This window comes from Sutcliffiella horikoshii (assembly GCF_044809035.1).
In the GTDB taxonomy this organism is placed as follows: domain Bacteria; phylum Bacillota; class Bacilli; order Bacillales; family Bacillaceae_I; genus Sutcliffiella_A; species Sutcliffiella_A horikoshii_G.
On the sequence record NZ_CP085237.1, the window covers coordinates 12,418 to 35,000 of the forward strand.

Annotated in this window: 17 protein-coding genes, 3 tRNA genes, 4 rRNA genes, 1 other RNA gene and 1 other annotated feature (1 of these 26 running past the window's edge); of the genes, 20 read left to right on the forward strand and 5 right to left on the reverse strand. The window is 45.0% G+C overall.

The genetic code is table 11. The annotated features are described in order from the left end of the window. Positions 1 to 129 precede the first annotated feature (129 nt). The 3 genes from LG307_RS00060 to LG307_RS00070 all read left to right on the forward strand — a co-directional run bounded on the left by LG307_RS00060 (position 130) and on the right by LG307_RS00070 (position 3,559). Positions 130 to 3,061, forward strand: a 23S ribosomal RNA gene (locus LG307_RS00060). A gap of 87 nt (positions 3,062 to 3,148) precedes the next feature. Continuing rightward, positions 3,149 to 3,265, forward strand: a 5S ribosomal RNA gene (gene rrf, locus LG307_RS00065). Between the two features lie 75 nt (positions 3,266 to 3,340). Next, positions 3,341 to 3,559 (forward strand): hypothetical protein, encoded by a 219-nt coding sequence (locus tag LG307_RS00070; RefSeq protein ID WP_404446708.1) that lies wholly within the window; start codon positions 3,341 to 3,343, stop codon positions 3,557 to 3,559. A 63-nt stretch (positions 3,560 to 3,622) separates the two neighbouring features. Here the strand turns inward: LG307_RS00070 and LG307_RS00075 are convergent, their stop codons facing one another. Then, the gene (locus LG307_RS00075; protein ID WP_404446711.1) at positions 3,623 to 4,591 is read right to left on the reverse strand and encodes a YaaC family protein; all 969 of its coding nucleotides are present in this window, start codon (positions 4,589 to 4,591) and stop codon (positions 3,623 to 3,625) included. Between the two features lie 140 nt (positions 4,592 to 4,731). Here LG307_RS00075 and guaB point away from each other — a divergent pair, with 140 nt between their 5' ends. The 6 genes from guaB (at position 4,732) to LG307_RS00105 (ending at position 11,276) form a co-directional block, all read left to right on the forward strand. Beyond that, a complete protein-coding gene (gene guaB, locus LG307_RS00080; RefSeq protein ID WP_404446714.1) occupies positions 4,732 to 6,195 on the forward strand; it encodes an IMP dehydrogenase in 1,464 nt (487 codons plus the stop codon). Positions 6,196 to 6,322: 127 nt separating this feature from the next. Continuing rightward, positions 6,323 to 7,702: a D-alanyl-D-alanine carboxypeptidase family protein gene (locus LG307_RS00085; RefSeq protein ID WP_404446717.1), complete on the forward strand. Its 1,380-nt coding sequence runs from the start codon at positions 6,323 to 6,325 to the stop codon at positions 7,700 to 7,702. 281 nt (positions 7,703 to 7,983) lie between these two features. Beyond that, complete coding sequence (gene pdxS / locus LG307_RS00090; protein ID WP_404446720.1) at positions 7,984 to 8,871, forward strand: pyridoxal 5'-phosphate synthase lyase subunit PdxS; 888 nt, start codon at positions 7,984 to 7,986, stop codon at positions 8,869 to 8,871. 18 nt (positions 8,872 to 8,889) lie between these two features. After that, entirely contained in the window at positions 8,890 to 9,465 is a 576-nt protein-coding gene (pdxT, locus tag LG307_RS00095; protein ID WP_404446723.1) for a pyridoxal 5'-phosphate synthase glutaminase subunit PdxT, read from the forward strand. A gap of 64 nt (positions 9,466 to 9,529) precedes the next feature. Next, positions 9,530 to 9,766, forward strand: a binding site (T-box leader). A 44-nt stretch (positions 9,767 to 9,810) separates the two neighbouring features. After that, positions 9,811 to 11,088 (forward strand): serine--tRNA ligase, encoded by a 1,278-nt coding sequence (gene serS / locus LG307_RS00100; RefSeq protein ID WP_404446726.1) that lies wholly within the window; start codon positions 9,811 to 9,813, stop codon positions 11,086 to 11,088. Positions 11,089 to 11,183: 95 nt separating this feature from the next. Then, positions 11,184 to 11,276 (forward strand) — tRNA-Ser (locus LG307_RS00105). A gap of 235 nt (positions 11,277 to 11,511) precedes the next feature. Here the strand turns inward: LG307_RS00105 and LG307_RS00110 are convergent. The 4 genes from LG307_RS00110 to LG307_RS00125 form a co-directional block, all read right to left on the reverse strand. Next, positions 11,512 to 12,180, reverse strand: coding sequence for a deoxynucleoside kinase (locus tag LG307_RS00110; RefSeq protein WP_404446729.1), 669 nt, complete (start codon positions 12,178 to 12,180; stop codon positions 11,512 to 11,514). Then, on the reverse strand, positions 12,180 to 12,818 hold the full coding sequence (locus tag LG307_RS00115; protein ID WP_404446731.1) for a deoxynucleoside kinase: 639 nt from the start codon (positions 12,816 to 12,818) through the stop codon (positions 12,180 to 12,182). Before LG307_RS00115 ends, LG307_RS00110 begins: the two co-directional genes overlap by 1 nt. A 232-nt stretch (positions 12,819 to 13,050) precedes the next feature. After that, a complete protein-coding gene (locus tag LG307_RS00120; protein WP_404446733.1) occupies positions 13,051 to 14,358 on the reverse strand; it encodes a glycosyl hydrolase family 18 protein in 1,308 nt (435 codons plus the stop codon). A 68-nt stretch (positions 14,359 to 14,426) separates the two neighbouring features. After that, positions 14,427 to 14,969 carry a cysteine hydrolase family protein gene (locus LG307_RS00125; protein ID WP_404446736.1) on the reverse strand — a complete coding sequence of 181 codons (543 nt, stop codon included), beginning with the start codon at positions 14,967 to 14,969 and terminating at the stop codon, positions 14,427 to 14,429. Positions 14,970 to 15,054: 85 nt separating this feature from the next. Between LG307_RS00125 and tadA the strand changes: the two genes are divergently transcribed. The 11 genes from tadA to LG307_RS00180 form a co-directional block, all read left to right on the forward strand. Beyond that, the gene (gene tadA, locus LG307_RS00130; RefSeq protein ID WP_404446739.1) at positions 15,055 to 15,558 is read left to right on the forward strand and encodes a tRNA adenosine(34) deaminase TadA; all 504 of its coding nucleotides are present in this window, start codon (positions 15,055 to 15,057) and stop codon (positions 15,556 to 15,558) included. An 85-nt stretch (positions 15,559 to 15,643) separates the two neighbouring features. After that, positions 15,644 to 15,908: signal recognition particle sRNA large type (gene ffs / locus LG307_RS00135), an RNA gene on the forward strand. Positions 15,909 to 16,216: 308 nt separating this feature from the next. Further along, positions 16,217 to 17,908 carry a DNA polymerase III subunit gamma/tau gene (gene dnaX / locus LG307_RS00140; RefSeq protein WP_404446742.1) on the forward strand — a complete coding sequence of 564 codons (1,692 nt, stop codon included), beginning with the start codon at positions 16,217 to 16,219 and terminating at the stop codon, positions 17,906 to 17,908. A 40-nt stretch (positions 17,909 to 17,948) separates the two neighbouring features. Further along, complete coding sequence (locus LG307_RS00145) at positions 17,949 to 18,275, forward strand: YbaB/EbfC family nucleoid-associated protein (protein WP_404450338.1); 327 nt, start codon at positions 17,949 to 17,951, stop codon at positions 18,273 to 18,275. A gap of 10 nt (positions 18,276 to 18,285) precedes the next feature. Further along, positions 18,286 to 18,882, forward strand: a complete 597-nt coding sequence (gene recR, locus LG307_RS00150) for a recombination mediator RecR (RefSeq protein WP_404446745.1) — start codon at positions 18,286 to 18,288, stop codon at positions 18,880 to 18,882. Between the two features lie 53 nt (positions 18,883 to 18,935). Beyond that, on the forward strand, positions 18,936 to 19,148 hold the full coding sequence (locus tag LG307_RS00155; RefSeq protein ID WP_404446747.1) for a YaaL family protein: 213 nt from the start codon (positions 18,936 to 18,938) through the stop codon (positions 19,146 to 19,148). Positions 19,149 to 19,266: 118 nt separating this feature from the next. Beyond that, on the forward strand, positions 19,267 to 19,530 hold the full coding sequence (locus tag LG307_RS00160) for a pro-sigmaK processing inhibitor BofA family protein (protein WP_404446750.1): 264 nt from the start codon (positions 19,267 to 19,269) through the stop codon (positions 19,528 to 19,530). Between the two features lie 360 nt (positions 19,531 to 19,890). Next, positions 19,891 to 21,442: ribosomal RNA gene (locus LG307_RS00165) — 16S ribosomal RNA — on the forward strand. Positions 21,443 to 21,502: 60 nt separating this feature from the next. Beyond that, positions 21,503 to 21,579: transfer RNA gene (locus tag LG307_RS00170), tRNA-Ile, on the forward strand. 23 nt (positions 21,580 to 21,602) lie between these two features. After that, a tRNA-Ala gene (locus LG307_RS00175) sits at positions 21,603 to 21,678 on the forward strand. A gap of 148 nt (positions 21,679 to 21,826) precedes the next feature. Continuing rightward, positions 21,827 to 22,583: ribosomal RNA gene (locus LG307_RS00180) — 23S ribosomal RNA — on the forward strand; it runs 2,175 nt beyond the window's last position. Together the 16S and 23S rRNA genes with 2 tRNA genes alongside form the textbook arrangement of a ribosomal RNA operon.

Genomic DNA, 22,583 nt, shown 5'->3' on the forward strand with positions numbered 1-22,583 from the left:
TTGTCATCGTTGTTCCTTGAAAACTAGATAATGTAACTAATATCAAGATATTCACAGAATATCGTTCATCTTAGTAATTTTCTTTATAGATATCATCGCTGATATCGACACATGACCATATTGGTCAACGGTTAAGTTATTAAGGGCGCACGGTGGATGCCTTGGCACTAGGAGCCGATGAAGGACGGGACTAACACCGATATGCTTCGGGGAGCTGTAAGTAAGCTTTGATCCGGAGATTTCCGAATGGGGAAACCCACTGTTCGTAATGGAACAGTATCCTTATCTGAATACATAGGGTATGGAAGGCAGACCCGGGGAACTGAAACATCTTAGTACCCGGAGGAAGAGAAAGCAAATGCGATTTCCTGAGTAGCGGCGAGCGAAACGGAATTAGCCCAAACCAAGAGGCTTGCCTCTTGGGGTTGTAGGACACTCAACATGGAGTTACAAAGGAACGGGGTAAATGAAGCGACCTGGAAAGGTCCGTCATAGAAGGTAAAAACCCTGTAGTTGAAACTTCGTTCCCTCCTGAGTGGATCCTGAGTACGGCGGGACACGAGAAATCCCGTCGGAAGCAGGGAGGACCATCTCCCAAGGCTAAATACTCCCTAGTGACCGATAGTGAACCAGTACCGTGAGGGAAAGGTGAAAAGCACCCCGGAAGGGGAGTGAAATAGATCCTGAAACCGTGTGCCTACAAGTAGTTAGAGCCCGTTAATGGGTGATAGCGTGCCTTTTGTAGAATGAACCGGCGAGTTACGATTACGTGCAAGGTTAAGTCGATGAGACGGAGCCGTAGCGAAAGCGAGTCTGAATAGGGCGAATGAGTACGTGGTCGTAGACCCGAAACCAGGTGATCTACCCATGTCCAGGGTGAAGTTCAGGTAACACTGAATGGAGGCCCGAACCGACTCACGTTGAAAAGTGAGCGGATGAGGTGTGGGTAGGGGTGAAATGCCAATCGAACCTGGAGATAGCTGGTTCTCTCCGAAATAGCTTTAGGGCTAGCCTCATGTGTTAGAGTCTTGGAGGTAGAGCACTGATTGGACTAGGGGTCCTCATCGGATTACCGAATTCAGTCAAACTCCGAATGCCAAAGACTTATCCATGGGAGTCAGACTGCGAGTGATAAGATCCGTAGTCAAGAGGGAAACAGCCCAGACCGCCAGCTAAGGTCCCCAAGTATACGTTAAGTGGAAAAGGATGTGGAGTTGCTTAGACAACCAGGATGTTGGCTTAGAAGCAGCCACCATTTAAAGAGTGCGTAATAGCTCACTGGTCGAGTGACTCTGCGCCGAAAATGTACCGGGGCTAAACGTATCACCGAAGCTGCGGACTGTTCTTACGAACAGTGGTAGGAGAGCGTTCTAAGGGCGTTGAAGCTAGACCGTAAGGACTGGTGGAGCGCTTAGAAGTGAGAATGCCGGTATGAGTAGCGAAAGAAGGGTGAGAATCCCTTCCACCGAATGCCTAAGGTTTCCTGAGGAAGGCTCGTCCGCTCAGGGTTAGTCGGGACCTAAGCCGAGGCCGAAAGGCGTAGGCGATGGATAACAGGTTGATATTCCTGTACCACCTCCACTCCGTTTGAGCAATGGGGGGACGCAGAAGGATAGGGTAAGCGCGCTGTTGGATATGCGCGTCTAAGCAGCAAGGCTGAGAAGTAGGCAAATCCGCTTCTTATTAAGGCTGAGCTGTGATAGCGAGGGAAATATAGTACCGAAGTTCCTGATTTCACACTGCCAAGAAAAGCCTCTAGCGAGGAGTATGGTGCCCGTACCGCAAACCGACACAGGTAGGCGAGGAGAGAATCCTAAGGTGAGCGAGAGAACTCTGGTTAAGGAACTCGGCAAAATGACCCCGTAACTTCGGGAGAAGGGGTGCTCTGTTAGGGTGTTAAAGCCCGAGAGAGCCGCAGTGAATAGGCCCAGGCGACTGTTTAGCAAAAACACAGGTCTCTGCGAAGCCGTAAGGCGAAGTATAGGGGCTGACGCCTGCCCGGTGCTGGAAGGTTAAGGGGAGAGGTTAGCGCAAGCGAAGCTTTGAACCGAAGCCCCAGTAAACGGCGGCCGTAACTATAACGGTCCTAAGGTAGCGAAATTCCTTGTCGGGTAAGTTCCGACCCGCACGAAAGGCGTAACGATCTGGGCACTGTCTCAACCAGAGACTCGGTGAAATTATAGTACCTGTGAAGATGCAGGTTACCCGCGACAGGACGGAAAGACCCCGTGGAGCTTTACTGTAGCCTGATATTGAATTTTGGTACAGCTTGTACAGGATAGGTAGGAGCCTGAGAAGCCGGAGCGCTAGCTTCGGTGGAGGCGTCGGTGGGATACTACCCTGGCTGTATTGAAATTCTAACCCGCAGCCCTTATCGGGCTGGGAGACAGTGTCAGGTGGGCAGTTTGACTGGGGCGGTCGCCTCCTAAAGAGTAACGGAGGCGCCCAAAGGTTCCCTCAGAATGGTTGGAAATCATTCGCAGAGTGTAAAGGCACAAGGGAGCTTGACTGCGAGACCTACAAGTCGAGCAGGGACGAAAGTCGGGCTTAGTGATCCGGTGGTTCCGCATGGAAGGGCCATCGCTCAACGGATAAAAGCTACCCCGGGGATAACAGGCTTATCTCCCCCAAGAGTCCACATCGACGGGGAGGTTTGGCACCTCGATGTCGGCTCATCGCATCCTGGGGCTGTAGTCGGTCCCAAGGGTTGGGCTGTTCGCCCATTAAAGCGGTACGCGAGCTGGGTTCAGAACGTCGTGAGACAGTTCGGTCCCTATCCGTCGTGGGCGCAGGAAATTTGAGAGGAGCTGTCCTTAGTACGAGAGGACCGGGATGGACGCACCGCTGGTGTACCAGTTGTCTTGCCAAAGGCATAGCTGGGTAGCTACGTGCGGACGGGATAAGTGCTGAAAGCATCTAAGCATGAAGCCCCCCTCAAGATGAGATTTCCTTTTGCTTCGGCAAGTAAGATCCCTGAAAGATGATCAGGTAGATAGGTTCGAGGTGGAAGCGTGGCGACACGTGCAGCTGACGAATACTAATCGATCGAGGACTTAACCCATATAAGTATCGAAATAAGTGAACGATATGAATGTCTTGATATGAACACATTATCTAGTTTTGAAGGATCAACCTTCAACTGAATATGTCTGGTAATGATGGCGAAGAGGCCACACCCGTTCCCATCCCGAACACGGAAGTTAAGCTCTTCAGCGCCGATGGTAGTTGGGGGATCTCCCCCTGTGAGAGTAGGACGTTGCCAGGCAAATTTATGGGAAACCAGTGCTTATTGCACTGGTTTTTTTGTGTATTCTTTTTGGAGACGCAGAAAGCAAGAACAATGACAGAGTTGTGGGGAAAAAGAGCTAGTTTTGTCATCGTAGAGGCGGAACGGTGCCAAACTTGCTGGAATAGGGGGAGTTCTGTCATCGTAGAGGTGGAACGGTGCCAAACTTGCTGGAATAGGGGGAGTTCTGTCATCGTAGAGGCGGAACGGTGCATCGTAAAGGTGGAACGCCGCAAAAACACAAGAAACGGAGACAACTTTGTCACCGTTTAACATGCATAATTACATAGTTGCCCTCCATACCGCATACCGCCCAGTTCCGCACCCCCATACCTCCTATGCCTCCCTATCAATTCCAAACGCACTCAGCAAGTACCCATGCAAATAAAAAGGAATTTTCACAGAAGCGACATTTAGAAAATGATTGATGAGCGAAAGGTCGCTGCTGTGAAAAGTGTGGAGTAGCTCACCCCACCATTCTGTTTCATAGCGGCAAATCATGCTTAAGTTATATAACAACAGATAGTGCGAAAGTATTTCCGGGAAAAAGGTTAATTGTTCTTTTTTTCTTGGAATATATAAGGCGTTTTTTTCATGGTTGTACAATAAAGGTGAGTAATGGCCTGATGAGTTGTATTCTAACGCCTTAAATAAGAGAGCCTCGTCTTTCACGGCATCGAAAACAAAGTAAGTCTGCTTTTGAAAATACTGGGTGAAGCGGTCTTTGGTCATTTTGTAATCATCTAGAATGGTTTGCGGGACTTTTATAAATGGATCTCCTACCTTTCCGACTGCTAGGAAGGGGGTCTTATTTTTAGTGATTTTAATGCTTGTTTCCAGTTCAGGAATGGTGAAGAGCAAATCACGCATGGAGAACTTTGTACCTTCAATTTGTTTCACATGGAACATTTTGTCGCTAAAGTGCGAAAAGAGTCCGTTTTTTTGTACCTTCACTTCATCTTGTAAAAATTCATAGCTTTGCTTTTTCCGTTTTCTTGTGGAAGCACCATGAGCTAAAACAGACGTGGATTCAGGGTATGACGGATCAACCGTTAGCAGACAGGCTTTAATCAGTTGCACCATTCCGTAAAACATGAGCACAGGTTTTATGGATGTGGGAGTAATATTGGATTGCTGAAGATAAGTCAGTCCATGTTCCACATAGTAAATGAAGCTGTACGCATTGTTGTAGCTTTTTTGTTCAAATTGATCTACTTGTAGTTTTTGATAACTGGCCTTTAGTAATTTCTGTGCGGTTTCAACTGATTGAAAAGGGGAGAATAAATGCAAGTATGGAGCTGTCAATGAATACACGTCCTCATGAAAAATATTATAGTAAGAATAATTAGAAAAAATAAACTTATGTTACTGTCCTTGACAGTATTTTGTCCAGTTGATACTCTACTATAAATATTATCGAGAATAAGAAGGGGGAAAATTTTGTCATGTGGGAAAATAAATTTGCTAAAGAAGGCTTAACATTTGATGATGTTCTTTTGGTTCCATCCAAGTCTGAGGTATTACCAAGGGATGTAGATTTGAAAGTGAAGTTGACGGAAACCTTGCAATTAAACATTCCAATTATCAGTGCCGGAATGGATACAGTGACGGAAGCGGAGATGGCGATTGCGATGGCACGTCAGGGAGGCTTAGGGATTATTCACAAGAATATGTCTATTGAACAGCAGGCAGAACAAGTGGATAAGGTAAAGCGTTCTGAACGAGGCGTTATTACGGATCCGTTTTTCTTAACACCTGAGCATCAAGTGTTCGATGCGGAGCACCTGATGGGTAAATACAGAATTTCTGGTGTTCCTATCGTCAACAACAACGAAGAGTTAAAGCTTGTTGGTATCCTGACAAACCGTGATCTACGATTTATACAGGACTTCTCGATTCCCATTTCAGATGTCATGACAAAAGAAAACCTTGTAACTGCTTCAGTAGGAACTACTCTAGAAGAAGCAGAAAGCATTTTGCAGAAGTACAAGATTGAAAAACTCCCTCTTGTAGATGAAGCTGGAGTCTTAAAAGGCCTTATTACCATAAAAGATATAGAGAAAGTAATTGAATTCCCACACTCCGCTAAAGATGGCCAAGGGCGTTTGCTTGTAGGTGCTGCTGTAGGAGTAACGGGAGATACAATGCTTCGTGTTGAGAAGCTAGTACAAAAAAGTGTGGACGCTATTGTAGTGGATACGGCACACGGTCATTCTCAAGGTGTCCTTGATACGGTGAGAAAGATTAGAGAGAAATATCCGAACCTAAACATCATTGCAGGTAATGTTGCAACAGCGGAAGCTACACGTGATTTAGTGGAAGCAGGGGCAAACGTCGTGAAGGTAGGCATCGGGCCGGGCTCCATTTGTACGACCCGAGTGGTTGCAGGTGTAGGAGTGCCGCAGATCACAGCAGTGTATGATTGTGCAACAGAGGCACGAAAACTTGGAGTTTCTGTCATTGCAGACGGTGGAATTAAGTATTCCGGTGACATTGTAAAAGCACTTGCTGCTGGTGGACATGCCGTTATGCTCGGAAGTATGTTGGGCGGCACATCAGAAAGCCCTGGAGAGACTGAAATTTTCCAAGGCAGACGCTTTAAAGTGTACCGCGGTATGGGGTCTGTCGGTGCAATGGAAAAGGGAAGTAAAGACCGTTACTTCCAGGAAGACAATAAAAAATTCGTGCCTGAAGGTATTGAAGGCCGTATTCCTTATAAAGGGCCTGTTGCTGATACTATTTACCAAATGGTTGGCGGTCTGCGGTCCGGCATGGGGTATTGCGGTACACAAGACTTGCAAGCATTAAGAGAGAATGCTCAATTTGTAAAAATGACAGGTGCCGGGTTACGCGAAAGCCATCCTCATGATGTACAAATTACAAAAGAATCTCCTAACTATTCCGTTTAAGTAAGTGGTCATAGGAGTTTAGACTTATACTTAGGCAGAGAAAGAAGTGGTCTTTCTCTGTCTATTTTTTTTGGACATAGTGTGATAAAATAACGACTATGTGAAAAAATTCTGGAGGTAAGACAAGGTGAAAAGAAGCTTTAAACAAATGTTTGTCGGTTTATTAGTACTTACGCTTATGGTTTCAATATTTCCTGGTAAATCTGCTCAGGCGGAAGAAAATGATTTTCTGAATATAAACGCGAAAGCTGCTATATTAATAGAGTTTAGTACAGGGAAAATTATCTATCAGAAAAATGTAGATGAAGCACTTCCTGTTGCAAGTATGACAAAGATGATGACGGAATACTTACTACTTGAAGCAATTGAAGAAGGTAAGCTGGATTGGTCAAAAGAAGTGATTCTTAGTGACTATGCTCAAGCAGTATCTCAAAAGTATCCTGAGCTTTCCAACGTCCCAATGAGAAAGCAAGAACCTTACACGATTAAAGAACTTTATGAAGCGATGGCGATCTATTCTGCAAATGGAGCGACGATCGCATTAGCCGAGGCTATTGCAGGTTCGGAAACAAAATTTGTAGAAATGATGAATGCAAAAGCGGAAGAAATGGGATTAGAAAACTATAATTTTGTTAACTCTACAGGATTAAACAATGAGGATCTTGTAGTAGGTGGAGTGCCAATGCATCCTGAGGGAACTGCAGCAGATGAAGAGACAACTCTCTCAGCCAAGGACACGGCAAGATTGGCACACCGCTTACTAACTGATTACCCTGAGATTTTAGATACAGCAAGCATCCCATTCAAAGTGTTCAGAGAAGGTACTCCTGATGCGATTGACATGCCTAACTGGAATAAGATGTTGTTCACAGAAGAGTTAAAGGTACAATTTGAAGGAATTGACGGATTAAAAACTGGTTCTACAGATGCAGCTGGATTTAACTTCACCGGTACAGCTGAAAGAGACGGAATGAGAGTAATATCGGTAGTAATGAACACAACAAACGATGATGGTGTTTCTACTGAGATTTCCCGTTTTATTGAAACGAAGAAATTAATGACGCATGCATTTGGTAGTTACTCTGTACAAGAATTATTCCCGGGTGATTACCAGATTGAAGGCGAGTCTATCCTTCCTGTAACAAAAGGGAAAGAAGACAGTGTAGAAATTCATACAAAAGAACCATTCAAGACACTTGTCAAAGATGGAAATAAAGATAACTTTAAACCTGAATTTGAAATCAACAAAAAGCTCCTGAATGAAGAAGGAGAATTGACAGCTCCGGTAAAAGAGGGAGACAGCGTTGGTGTGATGAGAGTGGCTCAAGAAGGCGGCCAAGATTATGGCTACCTTTTCGGTAACGATCAAGATGGTGCTACAGTAGAGTTGGTTACGAAAGAAGGCGTGGAAAAAGCAAACTGGTTCGTATTATCCATGCGTGCCGTTGGCGGATTCTTTGCAGATCTTTGGTCCACTGTAGCTGGAGCAGTTAAGGGTCTATTTTAATAGTGAATGAAAATGCTTGAAGGCCCATCTTTGCAAGGATGGACTTTCAAGCATTTTCTGTATAGATGACTTTTGGGTATATTCGTTTCCAAAGGAAATACTACACGAAGTAGAAAGGTTTCTTAAAAGCCGAATCTTTCTAAATAGTGGCAGGGTAATCTTTCGATATTTTATTAGGATTTTTCTAAAATTTAAGGTAAAATAAAGAACGTGTTAGTAAATTATATGGACTTGCTCCATTTTATGAAAAAAATATTTTATACATATAGGGGGACTTATCGATGACACATCAAACAGGTACAGATCGTGTAAAACGTGGAATGGCGGAAATGCAAAAAGGCGGCGTTATCATGGACGTTGTCAATGCTGAGCAGGCAAGAATTGCAGAAGAAGCTGGTGCAGTTGCTGTAATGGCATTAGAGCGTGTTCCTGCTGATATCCGTGCAGCTGGCGGAGTTGCCCGCATGGCAGATCCAACGATTGTGGAAGAAGTAATGAAAGCTGTATCCATTCCGGTAATGGCAAAAGCTCGTATTGGCCATATCGTAGAAGCTCGCGTATTGGAAGCAATGGGTGTGGATTACATCGATGAGAGTGAAGTATTGACTCCAGCGGATGAGGAGTACCACTTGGACAAGCGTCAATACAAAGTGCCTTTCGTTTGTGGTTGCCGTGATCTTGGAGAAGCTGCACGCCGAATTGGTGAAGGGGCATCTATGCTTCGTACAAAAGGTGAGCCGGGAACTGGAAACATCGTAGAAGCGGTTCGTCACATCCGTAAAGTGAACGCACAGGTTCGCAAGGTGGTAGGAATGAACGAAGATGAGTTGATGACAGAAGCTAAGCTTTTAGGAGCACCTTTTGAACTGCTTCTTGAAATCAAGCGTGCTGGCAAACTTCCGGTAGTAAACTTTGCAGCAGGCGGAATTGCAACTCCAGCTGATGCAGCGTTAATGATGCAATTGGGTTCTGATGGGGTATTTGTAGGATCTGGTATCTTCAAATCCGAAAACCCTGCTAAATTTGCTCGTGCAATCGTGGAAGCGACTACTCATTACCAAGATTATGAACTAATTGCAAGCCTGTCCAAAGGATTGGGTACAGCGATGAAAGGCATCGAAATTTCTACACTATTACCTGAAAATCGCATGCAAGAGCGTGGCTGGTAAGTAAAGGAGTTTTAACGTATGGTGAAAGTCGGGGTCTTAGGACTTCAAGGTGCGGTTCGGGAGCATGTTAGATCCATCGAAGCATCTGGAGCAGAAGCAATTATAGTAAAAAAAGCAGAACAGCTTTCTGAAATTGACGGACTGATCATACCGGGAGGCGAAAGCACGACAATGCGTCGCCTGATTGATAAGTATTCATTCTTGGAGCCATTACGCGAATTCGGTGCAAACGGCAAGCCTGTCTTTGGTACATGTGCCGGCCTGATTTTGATTGCAAATGAAATTGTCGGTTATGATGAGCCTCACTTAGCATTTATGGATGCGAAGGTGGAGCGTAACTCATTTGGACGACAGGTGGACAGCTTTGAAGCAGAACTAGATATTGCAGGGATAGCAGAAGATTTCGTCGGTGTATTCATCCGTGCTCCGCATATTGTGGAAGTGGGAGAAGAGGTTGAGGTCTTGTGTAAGCATAACGGCCGTATCGTAGCTGCTCGTCAAGGACAGTTCTTGGGTTGTTCGTTCCACCCAGAATTGACGGATGACCACCGTATAACACAGTATTTTGTTAATATGGTGAAAGAGTCCAAATAAATTTGGGTATAAAACTATTGCAAGTATGAGAAACTTGTAGTAGATTATCTAATAAGAAAATATTGTTAAAGCGTTGATAGGAAAAAGTAGCAGGCTGCACATACTTTTAGAGAGTCGGTGGCTGGTGAGAACCGATGTATGACACTTGTGAATCCATCCTTGAGCACTTGGCCGAATTGCCTTTAGTAGGCATAGTAAGTCAAATCGGTAAGATTATTACCGTTATCGAATGAAGTGGGAGAAGGCGTTTGGTCTTTTTCAACAAGGGTGGCAACACGGGAATTTAACTCTCGTCCCTATTAGGGGACGGGGGTTTTTTGTGTTCAAAAAAAGGAGGAATAAACCATGTTGGATTTGAAGTTATTGCGTGCGAATTTTGAGGAGATTAAGGGTAAGCTTGTGCATAGAGGGGAAGATCTTTCTGATTTGGACCGCTTTGAAGAGCTGGATGCAAAAAGAAGGGACCTTCTTGTACAAACAGAACAGTTGAAAAGTAAGCGTAATGAGGTTTCTCAACAAATTGCTGTCATGAAACGTGAAAAGCAGGATGCGGACCACCTGATCAAGGAAATGCGTGAAGTGGGAGATAAAGTAAAAGAATTCGATGATGAGTTAAGAGGAGTAGAGGAAGCACTTGAACTACTGCTACTGTCTATCCCTAACATCCCTCATGAAAGTGTTCCTGTTGGAGAAACAGAGGATGATAATATAGAGGTTCGTAAATGGGGAGAGGTTCCAACCTTTGGATTTGAAGCGAAAGCGCATTGGGATATCGCGGATGACCTTGGCATCTTAGATTTTGAACGTGCTGGTAAAGTAACAGGCAGCCGTTTTGTATTCTACAGAGGCCTGGGTGCAAGACTTGAGCGGGCATTGTTCAACTTTATGTTAGATCTACATGTAGATGAGCATGGCTACACTGAAGTGTTACCACCATACTTGGTAAACCGTGCGAGCATGACTGGTACGGGGCAGCTTCCTAAATTTGAAGAAGATGCTTTCTTGATTGAAAAAGAAGATTACTTCCTGGTACCAACTGCGGAAGTTCCGATTACGAACATGCACCGTGACGAAATCTTAAGCGGCGAGCAATTACCAATCAATTATGCGGCATTCAGTGCTTGCTTCCGTTCTGAGGCTGGATCTGCAGGCCGTGATACTCGCGGATTGATCCGTCAGCATCAATTCAATAAAGTGGAGCTTGTGAAGTTTGTGAAGCCGGAAGAGTCTTATGAAGAGTTGGAGAAACTAACTGGAAATGCGGAGAAAGTGTTGCAACTGCTTGGGCTTCCATACCGCGTGTTAAGCATGTGTACAGCGGATCTAGGGTTTACTGCAGCTAAGAAATATGACATCGAAGTATGGATTCCAAGTCAGGAAACCTACCGTGAAATCTCTTCTTGCAGTAATTTCGAGAGCTTCCAGGCACGTCGTGCAGGCATCCGTTTCCGTCGCGATCCGAAAGCAAAGCCGGAGCATGTGCATACGCTGAATGGATCTGGACTTGCGGTTGGACGTACAGTAGCGGCAATCATGGAAAACTACCAACAAGAAGATGGTTCCGTCATCATTCCGGAAGTATTGCGTCCGTATATGGGTGGGAAAGAAATTTTGACTAAATAGTGAACAATGGGAGGATAGGGAGAAAAATCTCTATCCTTTTGTTATATCATGTTGACATCACTTTTGAGAATATGATATATTAGTCTATGTCATACGGAGGAATACCCAAGTCTGGCTGAAGGGATCGGTCTTGAAAACCGACAGGGGTGTCAAAGCCCGCGGGGGTTCGAATCCCTCTTCCTCCTCCATTGATATTAAAGAATGTTTTACCGATAGCGCATAAACTGGAGTATGTTCGTTACATTATGGAGAAGTAACGACTTTTTTATTGCCTGAGATGAAGCGACGTCATCTTTTTGGCAATCTGTAAGCTGCCCGTCTGGGGTAGCTTATTTTTTTTGTGAAATGTTATAACTTGATTTGCGTTACCTTTATATATAAAAAAGACCGGGGCAATGGCCTCGGTCTTTTTGTTGTATCCCATTATTTTTTCAATAACTGTGATTGTTTCATGTGGTGGGAAATCTTTTCGATGATTGGTTCGACTGAATCGGAATTGCTAAGCACGTCATACTCGTTGATATTTAAGCGAAGTACCGGGCACGCATGGAAGTTGTTGATCCATCTTTCGTAACGCTCGTGCATTTCCTCCCAGTAAGAAATAGGAGTCTGCTGTTCCATTGGACGTCCTCGTTCTTGGATGCGGCCAAGGATATCATCTAGGCTTCCTTCTAGATATATTAAAAGATCTGGATGAGGGAAGTAAGGTGTCATCACCATTGCTTCAAACAAACTGGTGTACGTGTCATAGTCGACCTGTGTCATCGTTCCTTTTTCATAATGCATGTTGGCGAAAATACCAGTGTCTTCGTAAATGGAACGGTCTTGAATAAAGCCGCCGCCGTATTCAAAGATTTTCTTCTGGTCTTTGAAACGCTCTGCCAGAAAGTAAATTTGCAAATGGAAGCTCCATCGCTCAAAATCAGCATAAAATTTATCCAGGTATGGATTGGTGTCTACTTTTTCAAAAGATGTACGGAATCCAAGGGCATTCGCCAATGCATTCGTCATCGTAGATTTACCGACTCCCACTGTCCCGGCAATGGTGATTACTGCATTGGAGGGGATGCCGTATTTTTGACGTAAGTTCATTACACGTTAACTCCTTTATTCAAGGTATCTTTCAGCTGTTGGAAGATACGCTGTAGATCTTCTTCTCGTTGTACAAAGTCAACCTCGTCTCCGCTAAAGCGAAGGATCGGCAGGGAGGGGTATTGTTCTTCGAGGCGATCCATTTCTTCATCATAGTCAAGGCTTAGCTGTTGAAGGTAAAGTGGATCTATTTTCTTTTCGATATCGCGTCCACGCTTTTCAATTCTTGTTAGTAGCGTGTCCAGACTTGCATTTAAATAAATGATGACATTAGGTTTTGGCATGTCTTCTGTTAAAGTATCGTATATTTTAAGGTATTTATCATACTGCTTGTCCTTCAGAGTGCGTTTAGCGAAAATAAGGTTTTTCAGGATATGATAATCCGCTACTACTGGTTTGTGTTTCATTAGGTGGTGCTGATCAATGTCTTCGAGTTGTTTGTATCTATTGCATAGGAAAAACATTTCCGTTTGAAAGCTCCACTCGTCGATGTTTTCATAGAATTTTCCGAGGAAAGGATTTTCGTCTACTATTTCTTTTAATAATTGATATTGGAACTCTTCTGCAATTCTTTTTGCAAGTGAGGTCTTTCCAACACCAATGGGTCCTTCAACTGTTATAAATGGTGTTGCTTGCACCAGGATGCCCCCTTTATAAGCGTATGACTACATCAATATTTTTACAGACAATTAACATTTTATCATAGATATATGGGTTGTGGAGGAACTATTTGAAGGAGGTTCAGGAGTAGATGTAATGGTCAATCTCCTTTTCAGGCGCTTCGCTTGCCTGCGAGCGTCTGCGCACGCCTTCCACTACGATCAACTTGGTTACTACGTAAAATATTTAAGGACTGGGGGGACCCAGTCCTTAGTAGTAATAGTAACGCTCGGTTGGGTTTTTTACGACATTGAAGTTATCGGTGATCAGAAGCCAGTTTTGCGGGAAAGGCAGGCCAAGCTTCCAATAGCTGATTCCACGTAAGTTAAGTTCTTTGATGAGGTCAAATTTTGCCTGTATGGATCGCGCGTCTTCAAACCAGACCTCATGCTCTTTGCCGTCCTTGTTATAGTTAAAGTGAGGAGCTTGTGCCTCTTCATCGTAAGAAATGGCTACATTATTGTTGGCTGCAAGTTCAATGGCTGCCTGTGGGCTTATTGCTTTGGCGAATTCTCCTCCTTGGACAAAGGGCAGCGTCCAGTCATAGCCGTATAAATTTTGGCCCATCATTATTTTTTCACTGGGCATTTCGGTGATGGCATACTCTAGTACTTCGCGAACAGGGCCGATTGGAGAGACTGCCATAGGTGGACCTCCGCTATATCCCCACTCATATGTCATGATGACCACAAAATCAACAATTTCTCCATGTGCTTTGTAGTCATGAGCCTCATACCACTTTCCTTTTTGGTCGGCCTTTGTTTTTGGGGCAAGGGCGGTAGAGATAAGCCAGCCTTCATTTTTAAAACGGTCCCGTGCCTTACGTAGAAACGTGTTGTATGCTTCCTTGTCTGCCGGACGGAGATATTCAAAGTCAAAATGAATATCTTTAAAGTTATATTTTTTGGCAGTTGCCACGACGTTATCAAGAAATTTATTTTGAACTTGCATGTCTGTCAGGATGATGCGGCCGAGTTCGTCGCTGAACCCGTCTTCTTCTAAATTGGTGAGCACCATCATTAAGGTGACGTTATCTTCCGCAGCGATGGCAGGAAGATTGGTCAGCGGCGGTTCCTTTAATGACCCGTCCCGCAGCACTTGAAAGCTGAATGGTGCGAGATATGTTAAGTATGGAGCGGCATTGCGCGAGCTTTGCTGTAGCTCTTGTGATACCGTATCTCCGCGAGGCTCCACATACGCATTTATCTCCGCTTCCCGTTTAGGTTGTGGAGGTATATATAGACGCAGTCCTACACGTAGTGGGGCGGCAGGATTTAATTGGTTTATTTCAATCAGCTGTTCAGGTGTGGTGTTGTACCTTCTAGCTATGGAAAAAATCGTATCTCCTTGCTGGACAAAATAAAAACGCCCCACAATGGGGATCACCAGTGCCTGGCCGACTACGAGCCTATCGGGATTGGGAAGATCGTTTGCTTCTATAATATCCTGCGGAGTTGTGGCGTATGCCTGTGCAATCCTGCTCAGCGTCTGGCCTTGGCTTACGACATGTATTTGCATGGTTCGTCCCTCCTATTCATTATCCTTTACCAATGTATGAACGGACGAGGGGATTCATGCAACCAATCTTACTGTTGATTTAGTATCTTTGCTGTTGGACTGACATCTGCCTTCAGCACGTTCTCCATCATACGCAATGCATATGTATGATCTTGATCATCTGCAGAAGCAATGGCATCATTCGGGATAACTAATTCAAATTCCCGCATGTAAGCATCGTTTGCCGTAAAAAGAACACAAATATTCCCTGCAAGCCCTGTTAGGATTAGTTTTTTGACGTTTAACTGGGAGAGCAGGGTATGAAGTGCCGTTCCGAAAAAAGCGGAATGCTTCGGTTTAATTAGGAAGAAGTCATCGCCCGTGGGGTACAAAGCTTTCATAATCGGTTCACTCCATTCGTTGCGGCATTTCTCCATGATTTTATCGTAATCGGCCTGCCATAAGTTATAATGGTCATTAATATAGATAACGGGGAGTCCTTCCTTGTGCATGTACTTCTTGATTGCTTCAATATTCGGGACAATTCGAGTTGTTTTCTCTGCCAGGATGCTTCCGTGCTTAAATTGAAAATCATTAATTATATCAATAATAAGAAGAGCGGTCTGTTTCATTATGTAAAATCACCTCGTAGAGATTAGTCTATGGAAAAGAGGTGGAGAATATAAATATGCAAGGAAAAGAAGGGGAAGGTCCAAAATGCAAGATGAACATTTTATGATGTTGGCAATAGAAGAGGCGAAAAAGGCGGAGGAATTGAGGGAAGTGCCTATCGGTGCCGTCCTTGTGCATGATGGAAAAGTGATTGCGAAGGGATATAATCTCCGGGAAACCACACAAAGGTCTATCACACATGCAGAAATACTGGTGATTGATCAAGCGTGTGAAGCTTTGCAAACATGGAGATTAGAAGAAGCTATCCTTTATGTAACGTTGGAGCCTTGCCCAATGTGTGCAGGCGCAATCATCCAATCTCGGATTAAGAAAGTTGTATATGGCGCTAAAGACCCGAAAGCGGGCTGTGCGGGTACACTGATGAATATCTTGCAAGATCCACGATTTAATCACCAGACGGAAGTCGTACATGGTATAATGGAAGAAGAATGCGGGGAGCTGCTGTCTGCCTTCTTCAGGAGGCTTCGTCAGCAGAAAAAAGAGAAGAAACAACAATTGAGGAATCTAGCTCCTAATAATTTACAGTAGTACACGGTTGCATTTTTCCCACTTACCATTTATACTAAATTATGCGTCGAGGTAATCACGCAACCAACTTATGGTTTTAATTTTGTCGTGCTAAGCGGGGAGGTAGCGGTGCCCTGAACTCGCAATCCGCTCTAGCGAGGCTGAATCCCTTCTCGAGGTTAGTAGACTGTAGGGTCTGCCTCAAGTAAGTGGTGTTGACACCTGGGTCCTGCGCAATGGGAACCCGTGAACCATGTCAGGTCCGGAAGGAAGCAGCATTAAGCGGACTCTCTCATGTGCCGCAGGGTTGCCTGGGTCGAGCTAACTGCTTGAGTAACGCTTATGGTGACTAATCGACAGAAGGTGCACGGCAGTTTAATAATACAGTTCAAACTCACTTCGGTTTCCGGAGTGAGTTTTTTCATATTTAAAATGTTAAACAGACTAGTGGATTGGAGCGGAAAGCACTCGACTCCGGCGGGAGGTAGCGGTAGGTTGAGACCCCATAGGCTAAGCCGAGGAGGCTCAAGCACCGCCCCGAGGAAAGCGAGTGCCTGCAGCGGCAAGGAACGGTCGAACTATAGAGTCAATTTATAATGATAGACATGGAACAAACATTTTATTTTCCACAAGCCATACGGTATAATGAAAGAGGATAAAAAAGAAGGAGGGCATATTGGTGGCATATCAAGCTTTATATCGTGTTTTTAGACCCCAGACATTTGCAGATGTCGTGGGACAAGAACATATAACCAAAACCTTACAAAACGCCCTGCTTCAACAAAAGTTTTCTCACGCCTACTTGTTCTCCGGTCCAAGAGGAACAGGAAAAACAAGTGCGGCAAAAATTTTAGCAAAAGCAGTAAACTGCGAACATGCACCAGTTGCGGAACCCTGTAATGAATGCTCTGCCTGTAAAGGAATAACAGACGGTTCCATTTCAGATGTCATGGAAATCGATGCAGCTTCCAACAATGGAGTAGACGAGATTCGGGACATCCGGGACAAAGTCAAATATGCTCCAAGCTCTGTTAAATATAAAGTTTATATTATAGATGAAGTACATATGCTCTCTATCGGTGCATTCAATGCGTTACTTAAAACGTTGGAAGAACCTCCGAAGCACGTGATCTTTATATTGGCTACAACCGAACCCCATAAGATCCCGCTAACCATCATCTCTCGGTGTCAGCGTTTTGATTTTAAGCGGATAACAGGTGAGTCAATTGTCGGAAGGCTTTCTACTGTGCTGCAAGCGCAAGAAATAGAAGCAGATCCACATGCTCTCGCCATTATTGCACGAGCGGCAGAAGGTGGAATGCGGGATGCCCTCAGTTTGATGGATCAGGCAATCTCCTTCAGCAGCGGCAGTTTAACCGTGCAAGATGCACTTGCCATTACAGGATCTGTCTCGCAAAGTTTCATGACAGATATCGTAAACGGCCTGCATCACAAAAATGTGGCCGAAGCGCTCGATTCTCTGAATCAGGTATTTCAATTAGGTAAAGACCCTGCACGTTTTTTGGAAGATCTCATCTTTTATTACCGTGATATGCTTCTATATAAAACAGCACCAAATCTGGAACAAATTTTGGACAGGGTTCAGGTGGATGAAGCCTTTCAACAGTTTGCGGAGGAAATTCCTGCAGAGACCATCTATGAGACGATTGATATTCTGAATAAAAGCCAACAAGAAATGAAGTGGACGAACCATCCGCGGATTTACCTGGAAGTGGCGATCGTGAAGCTTTGTCAACTTGAAGCCTCTGTTAAAGAATCAGCGAATCAAGACCAGGTCGACCTTTTACAAAAGAAAATCGCGATGCTTGAGAGCAAAGTGAAGGAGCTTGCCGCAGGAAATGCAGGAGGAGCACCAAATGCAAATGCACCAAGCAAAGCTCCTGCAAGAAGTAGCGGTGGCACCAGAAATGGTTTCAAACCTGCAACAGGTCGAATCCATGAAGTGCTAAAGCAAGCAACAAGGGGAGATCTAGAAAGCATCAAAGGCAGCTGGGCACAGTTACTGGAGGCGCTTCGTAAGCAGAATAGGGTTTCCCATGCTGCATTATTGACCGACAGTGAACCTGTAGCTGCAGCAAACAGTGCTTTTGTGTTAAAGTTTAAATATGAAATACATTGCAAGATGGCTTCAGATGAACCGGTTAAGCAAAACTTAGAGCAAATCATTCTAGACCTTACCGGTAAATCATATGACATGCTGGCCGTTCCCGAAGAAGAATGGCTGAAAATCCGAGAAAGCTTTATTCGCGGGCAAAAAAACGATGACGAGGGCAATGAATCACAAAATGACCCATTCATCGAAGAAGCGAAGAAACTTGTCGGTCCCGATCTTGTAGAAATTAAAGATTAATAAACAAACAATTAATTAATTTTAGGAGGAATTTATTATGATGCGTGGCGGCGGAATGGGTAACATGCAAAAAATGATGAAACAAATGCAAAAGATGCAAAAGGATATGGCTAAAGCACAGGAAGAGCTAGCTGAAAAGACAATCGAAGGTACAGCTGGCGGCGGAATGGTTACGGTTGTAGTGAATGGTCAAAAAGAAATCATTGAAGTGAATATTAAAGAAGAAGTAGTAGACCCGGAAGATATCGAAATGCTACAAGACTTAGTTCTTGCCGCAACAAACGATGCCCTTAAGAAAATGGAAGAGCTGACAAACGATACAATGGGCCAGTTCACTAAAGGGTTAAACATGCCAGGACTATTCTAGGAGGACCTTTATGCATTATCCTGAGCCTATATCAAAGCTGATCGACAGCTTTATGAAATTGCCAGGTATCGGCCCGAAAACGGCCGCTCGTCTGGCTTTTTTCGTACTTAATATGAAAGAAGATACCGTATTGGACTTTGCAAAAGCACTGGTGAACGCAAAGAGAAACCTTTCCTATTGTTCTGTCTGCGGACATATCACCGATAAGGATCCTTGCTATATTTGCGAGGACAATAGAAGAGACAGAACGATTATTTGTATAGTACAGGAAACAAAAGATGTTATCGCGATGGAAAAGATGCGGGACTATAACGGCCTCTATCATGTCCTTCACGGAGCCATATCCCCAATGGATGGGATCGGCCCGGAGGATATCAAAATCCCTGAACTTATTAAACGATTGCAAGACGATGAAGTGCAAGAACTCATCCTTGCAACCAACCCCAATATTGAAGGCGAAGCAACAGCTATGTATATTTCTAGATTATTAAAGCCATCGGGAATAAAAATGACCCGTATTGCTCATGGACTTCCAGTTGGAGGAGATCTAGAATATGCAGATGAAGTAACGTTATCCAAGGCCCTTGAAGGAAGAAGGGAAATATAAGTTAGATGTAAAAAAACGATCCATGATCTCAGACAAAGGGGTTATCATAACCTATGTTTTTTCGAAAAAAAGACCGCTTAAAAAAACAATATGATGCCAAATTGATGGAAACAACCGAAGACTGTAAGAATCGCTGGTCCAAACAAAAAAGTTTGGTAGATAAAAGCGTGGATCCTTCAGAAGAAGTCATCTGCCAACTGAAAATTGCAGAAGCAAAGTACCTCTTCCTATTAAGGGAAGTCCGTACTCGCATGGTAAAAAAGTAGCTAGGGGTTTCCTTAGCTGCTTTTTTTGTGCGTTCCTATCTCTTATTTAAGCAACAAGTTCTTAATTGGAACCGTCATTCATATAGTTTAGTACAAGCTGGCAAAGGAAGTGGATATAATGGAACCGTTACTTGTAATAGGATTGATATGCGGGCTGATTCTGCTGGTACTGTTGGTGGGGACGCCTATCAAACCGTTGCGCGTTGCAGGACAGGCGCTAATAAAAGTAATGATTGGCGCACTCTTTTTATTCTTTTTAAATGTATTCGGAAACTCCATGGGGATTCACGTGCCAATTAATCCTGCTACCGCAGCAGTCTCAGGTCTGCTCGGAATACCAGGCGTTATTTCGTTGGTGATCATTCAAATGTATATATTATAAGAAGAGAAGATTTCCGCGGTTTTTTCTGTGCCGTTTTAAGATCAACATACCAGGACTGTTGCCCTCCGAAAAAAAAGAGGGTTTTTTTATTTTTATAATTGACTTCCCTTTATTTAAAATGGTATATTAGATTTCGTTGTCACAAACGACCGATTACATGGCTTTAAAAAACTTTTAAAAAGTTGTTGACTCCATTCGGAAGTGTGTGGTAAGATAATAAAGTCGCTTCGAGAGAACGACAAAAAAGAGTTCTTTGAAAACTAAACAAAACAACAGCGTCATAACGTCGGTTCTACGGAACACGACAAAATGATTTAAGTAAACACAAGCTAGCAAATTTTGAGCAAAAGCTCAGACTCTTTATTGGAGAGTTTGATCCTGGCTCAGGACGAACGCTGGCGGCGTGCCTAATACATGCAAGTCGAGCGGACCTTTTAAAAGCTTGCTTTTGAAAGGTCAGCGGCGGACGGGTGAGTAACACGTGGGCAACCTGCCTGTAAGACTGGGATAACTTCGGGAAACCGGAGCTAATACCGGATAATATAAAGAACCTCCTGGTTCTTTGTTGAAAGATGGTTTCGGCTATCACTTACAGATGGGCCCGCGGCGCATTAGCTAGTTGGTGAGGTAACGGCTCACCAAGGCGACGATGCGTAGCCGACCTGAGAGGGTGATCGGCCACACTGGGACTGAGACACGGCCCAGACTCCTACGGGAGGCAGCAGTAGGGAATCTTCCACAATGGACGAAAGTCTGATGGAGCAACGCCGCGTGAGCGATGAAGGCCTTCGGGTCGTAAAGCTCTGTTGTTAGGGAAGAACAAGTGCGAGAGTAACTGCTCGCACCTTGACGGTACCTAACCAGAAAGCCACGGCTAACTACGTGCCAGCAGCCGCGGTAATACGTAGGTGGCAAGCGTTGTCCGGAATTATTGGGCGTAAAGCGCGCGCAGGTGGTCCTTTAAGTCTGATGTGAAAGCCCACGGCTCAACCGTGGAGGGTCATTGGAAACTGGGGGACTTGAGTGCAGAAGAGGAAAGTGGAATTCCAAGTGTAGCGGTGAAATGCGTAGAGATTTGGAGGAACACCAGTGGCGAAGGCGACTTTCTGGTCTGTAACTGACACTGAGGCGCGAAAGCGTGGGGAGCAAACAGGATTAGATACCCTGGTAGTCCACGCCGTAAACGATGAGTGCTAAGTGTTAGAGGGTTTCCGCCCTTTAGTGCTGCAGCTAACGCATTAAGCACTCCGCCTGGGGAGTACGGTCGCAAGACTGAAACTCAAAGGAATTGACGGGGGCCCGCACAAGCGGTGGAGCATGTGGTTTAATTCGAAGCAACGCGAAGAACCTTACCAGGTCTTGACATCCTCTGACACTCCTAGAGATAGGACGTTCCCCTTCGGGGGACAGAGTGACAGGTGGTGCATGGTTGTCGTCAGCTCGTGTCGTGAGATGTTGGGTTAAGTCCCGCAACGAGCGCAACCCTTGATCTTAGTTGCCAGCATTCAGTTGGGCACTCTAAGGTGACTGCCGGTGACAAACCGGAGGAAGGTGGGGATGACGTCAAATCATCATGCCCCTTATGACCTGGGCTACACACGTGCTACAATGGACGGTACAAAGGGCAGCAAAACCGCGAGGTCGAGCCAATCCCATAAAACCGTTCTCAGTTCGGATTGCAGGCTGCAACTCGCCTGCATGAAGCCGGAATCGCTAGTAATCGCGGATCAGCATGCCGCGGTGAATACGTTCCCGGGCCTTGTACACACCGCCCGTCACACCACGAGAGTTTGTAACACCCGAAGTCGGTGGGGTAACCTTTTGGAGCCAGCCGCCTAAGGTGGGACAGATGATTGGGGTGAAGTCGTAACAAGGTAGCCGTATCGGAAGGTGCGGCTGGATCACCTCCTTTCTAAGGAATGTACGCTTGTTGTTTTGTTTAGTTTTGAGAGATCTCTCTCATAGATAGTCGGGGCCTATAGCTCAGCTGGTTAGAGCGCACGCCTGATAAGCGTGAGGTCGGTGGTTCGAGTCCACTTAGGCCCACCATTTTTTAATTATAGAACTTTTATGGGGCCTTAGCTCAGCTGGGAGAGCGCCTGCTTTGCACGCAGGAGGTCAGCGGTTCGATCCCGCTAGGCTCCACCAATAGACAAATTCTTGCGAATTGTCATCGTTGTTCCTTGAAAACTAGATAATGTAACTAATATCAAGATATTCACAGAATATCGTTCATCTTAGTAATTTTCTTTATAGATATCATCGCTGATATCGACACATGACCATATTGGTCAACGGTTAAGTTATTAAGGGCGCACGGTGGATGCCTTGGCACTAGGAGCCGATGAAGGACGGGACTAACACCGATATGCTTCGGGGAGCTGTAAGTAAGCTTTGATCCGGAGATTTCCGAATGGGGAAACCCACTGTTCGTAATGGAACAGTATCCTTATCTGAATACATAGGGTATGGAAGGCAGACCCGGGGAACTGAAACATCTTAGTACCCGGAGGAAGAGAAAGCAAATGCGATTTCCTGAGTAGCGGCGAGCGAAACGGAATTAGCCCAAACCAAGAGGCTTGCCTCTTGGGGTTGTAGGACACTCAACATGGAGTTACAAAGGAACGGGGTAAATGAAGCGACCTGGAAAGGTCCGTCATAGAAGGTAAAAACCCTGTAGTTGAAACTTCGTTCCCTCCTGAGTGGATCCTGAGTACGGCGGGACACGAGAAATCCCGTCGGAAGCAGGGAGGACCATCTCCCAAGGCTAAATACTCCCTAGTGACCGATAGTGAACCAGTACCGTGAGGGAAAGGTGAAAAGCACCCCGGAAGGGGAGTGAAATAGATCCTGAAACCGTGTGCCTACAAGTAGTTAGAGCCCGTTAATGGGTGATAGCGTGCCTTTTGTAGAATGAACCGGCGAGTTACGATTACGTGCAAGGTTAAGTCGATGAGACGGAGCCGTAGCGAAAGCGAGTCTGAATAGGGCGAATGAGTACGTGGTCGTAGACCCGAAACCAGGTGATCTACCCATGTCCAGGGTGAAGTTCA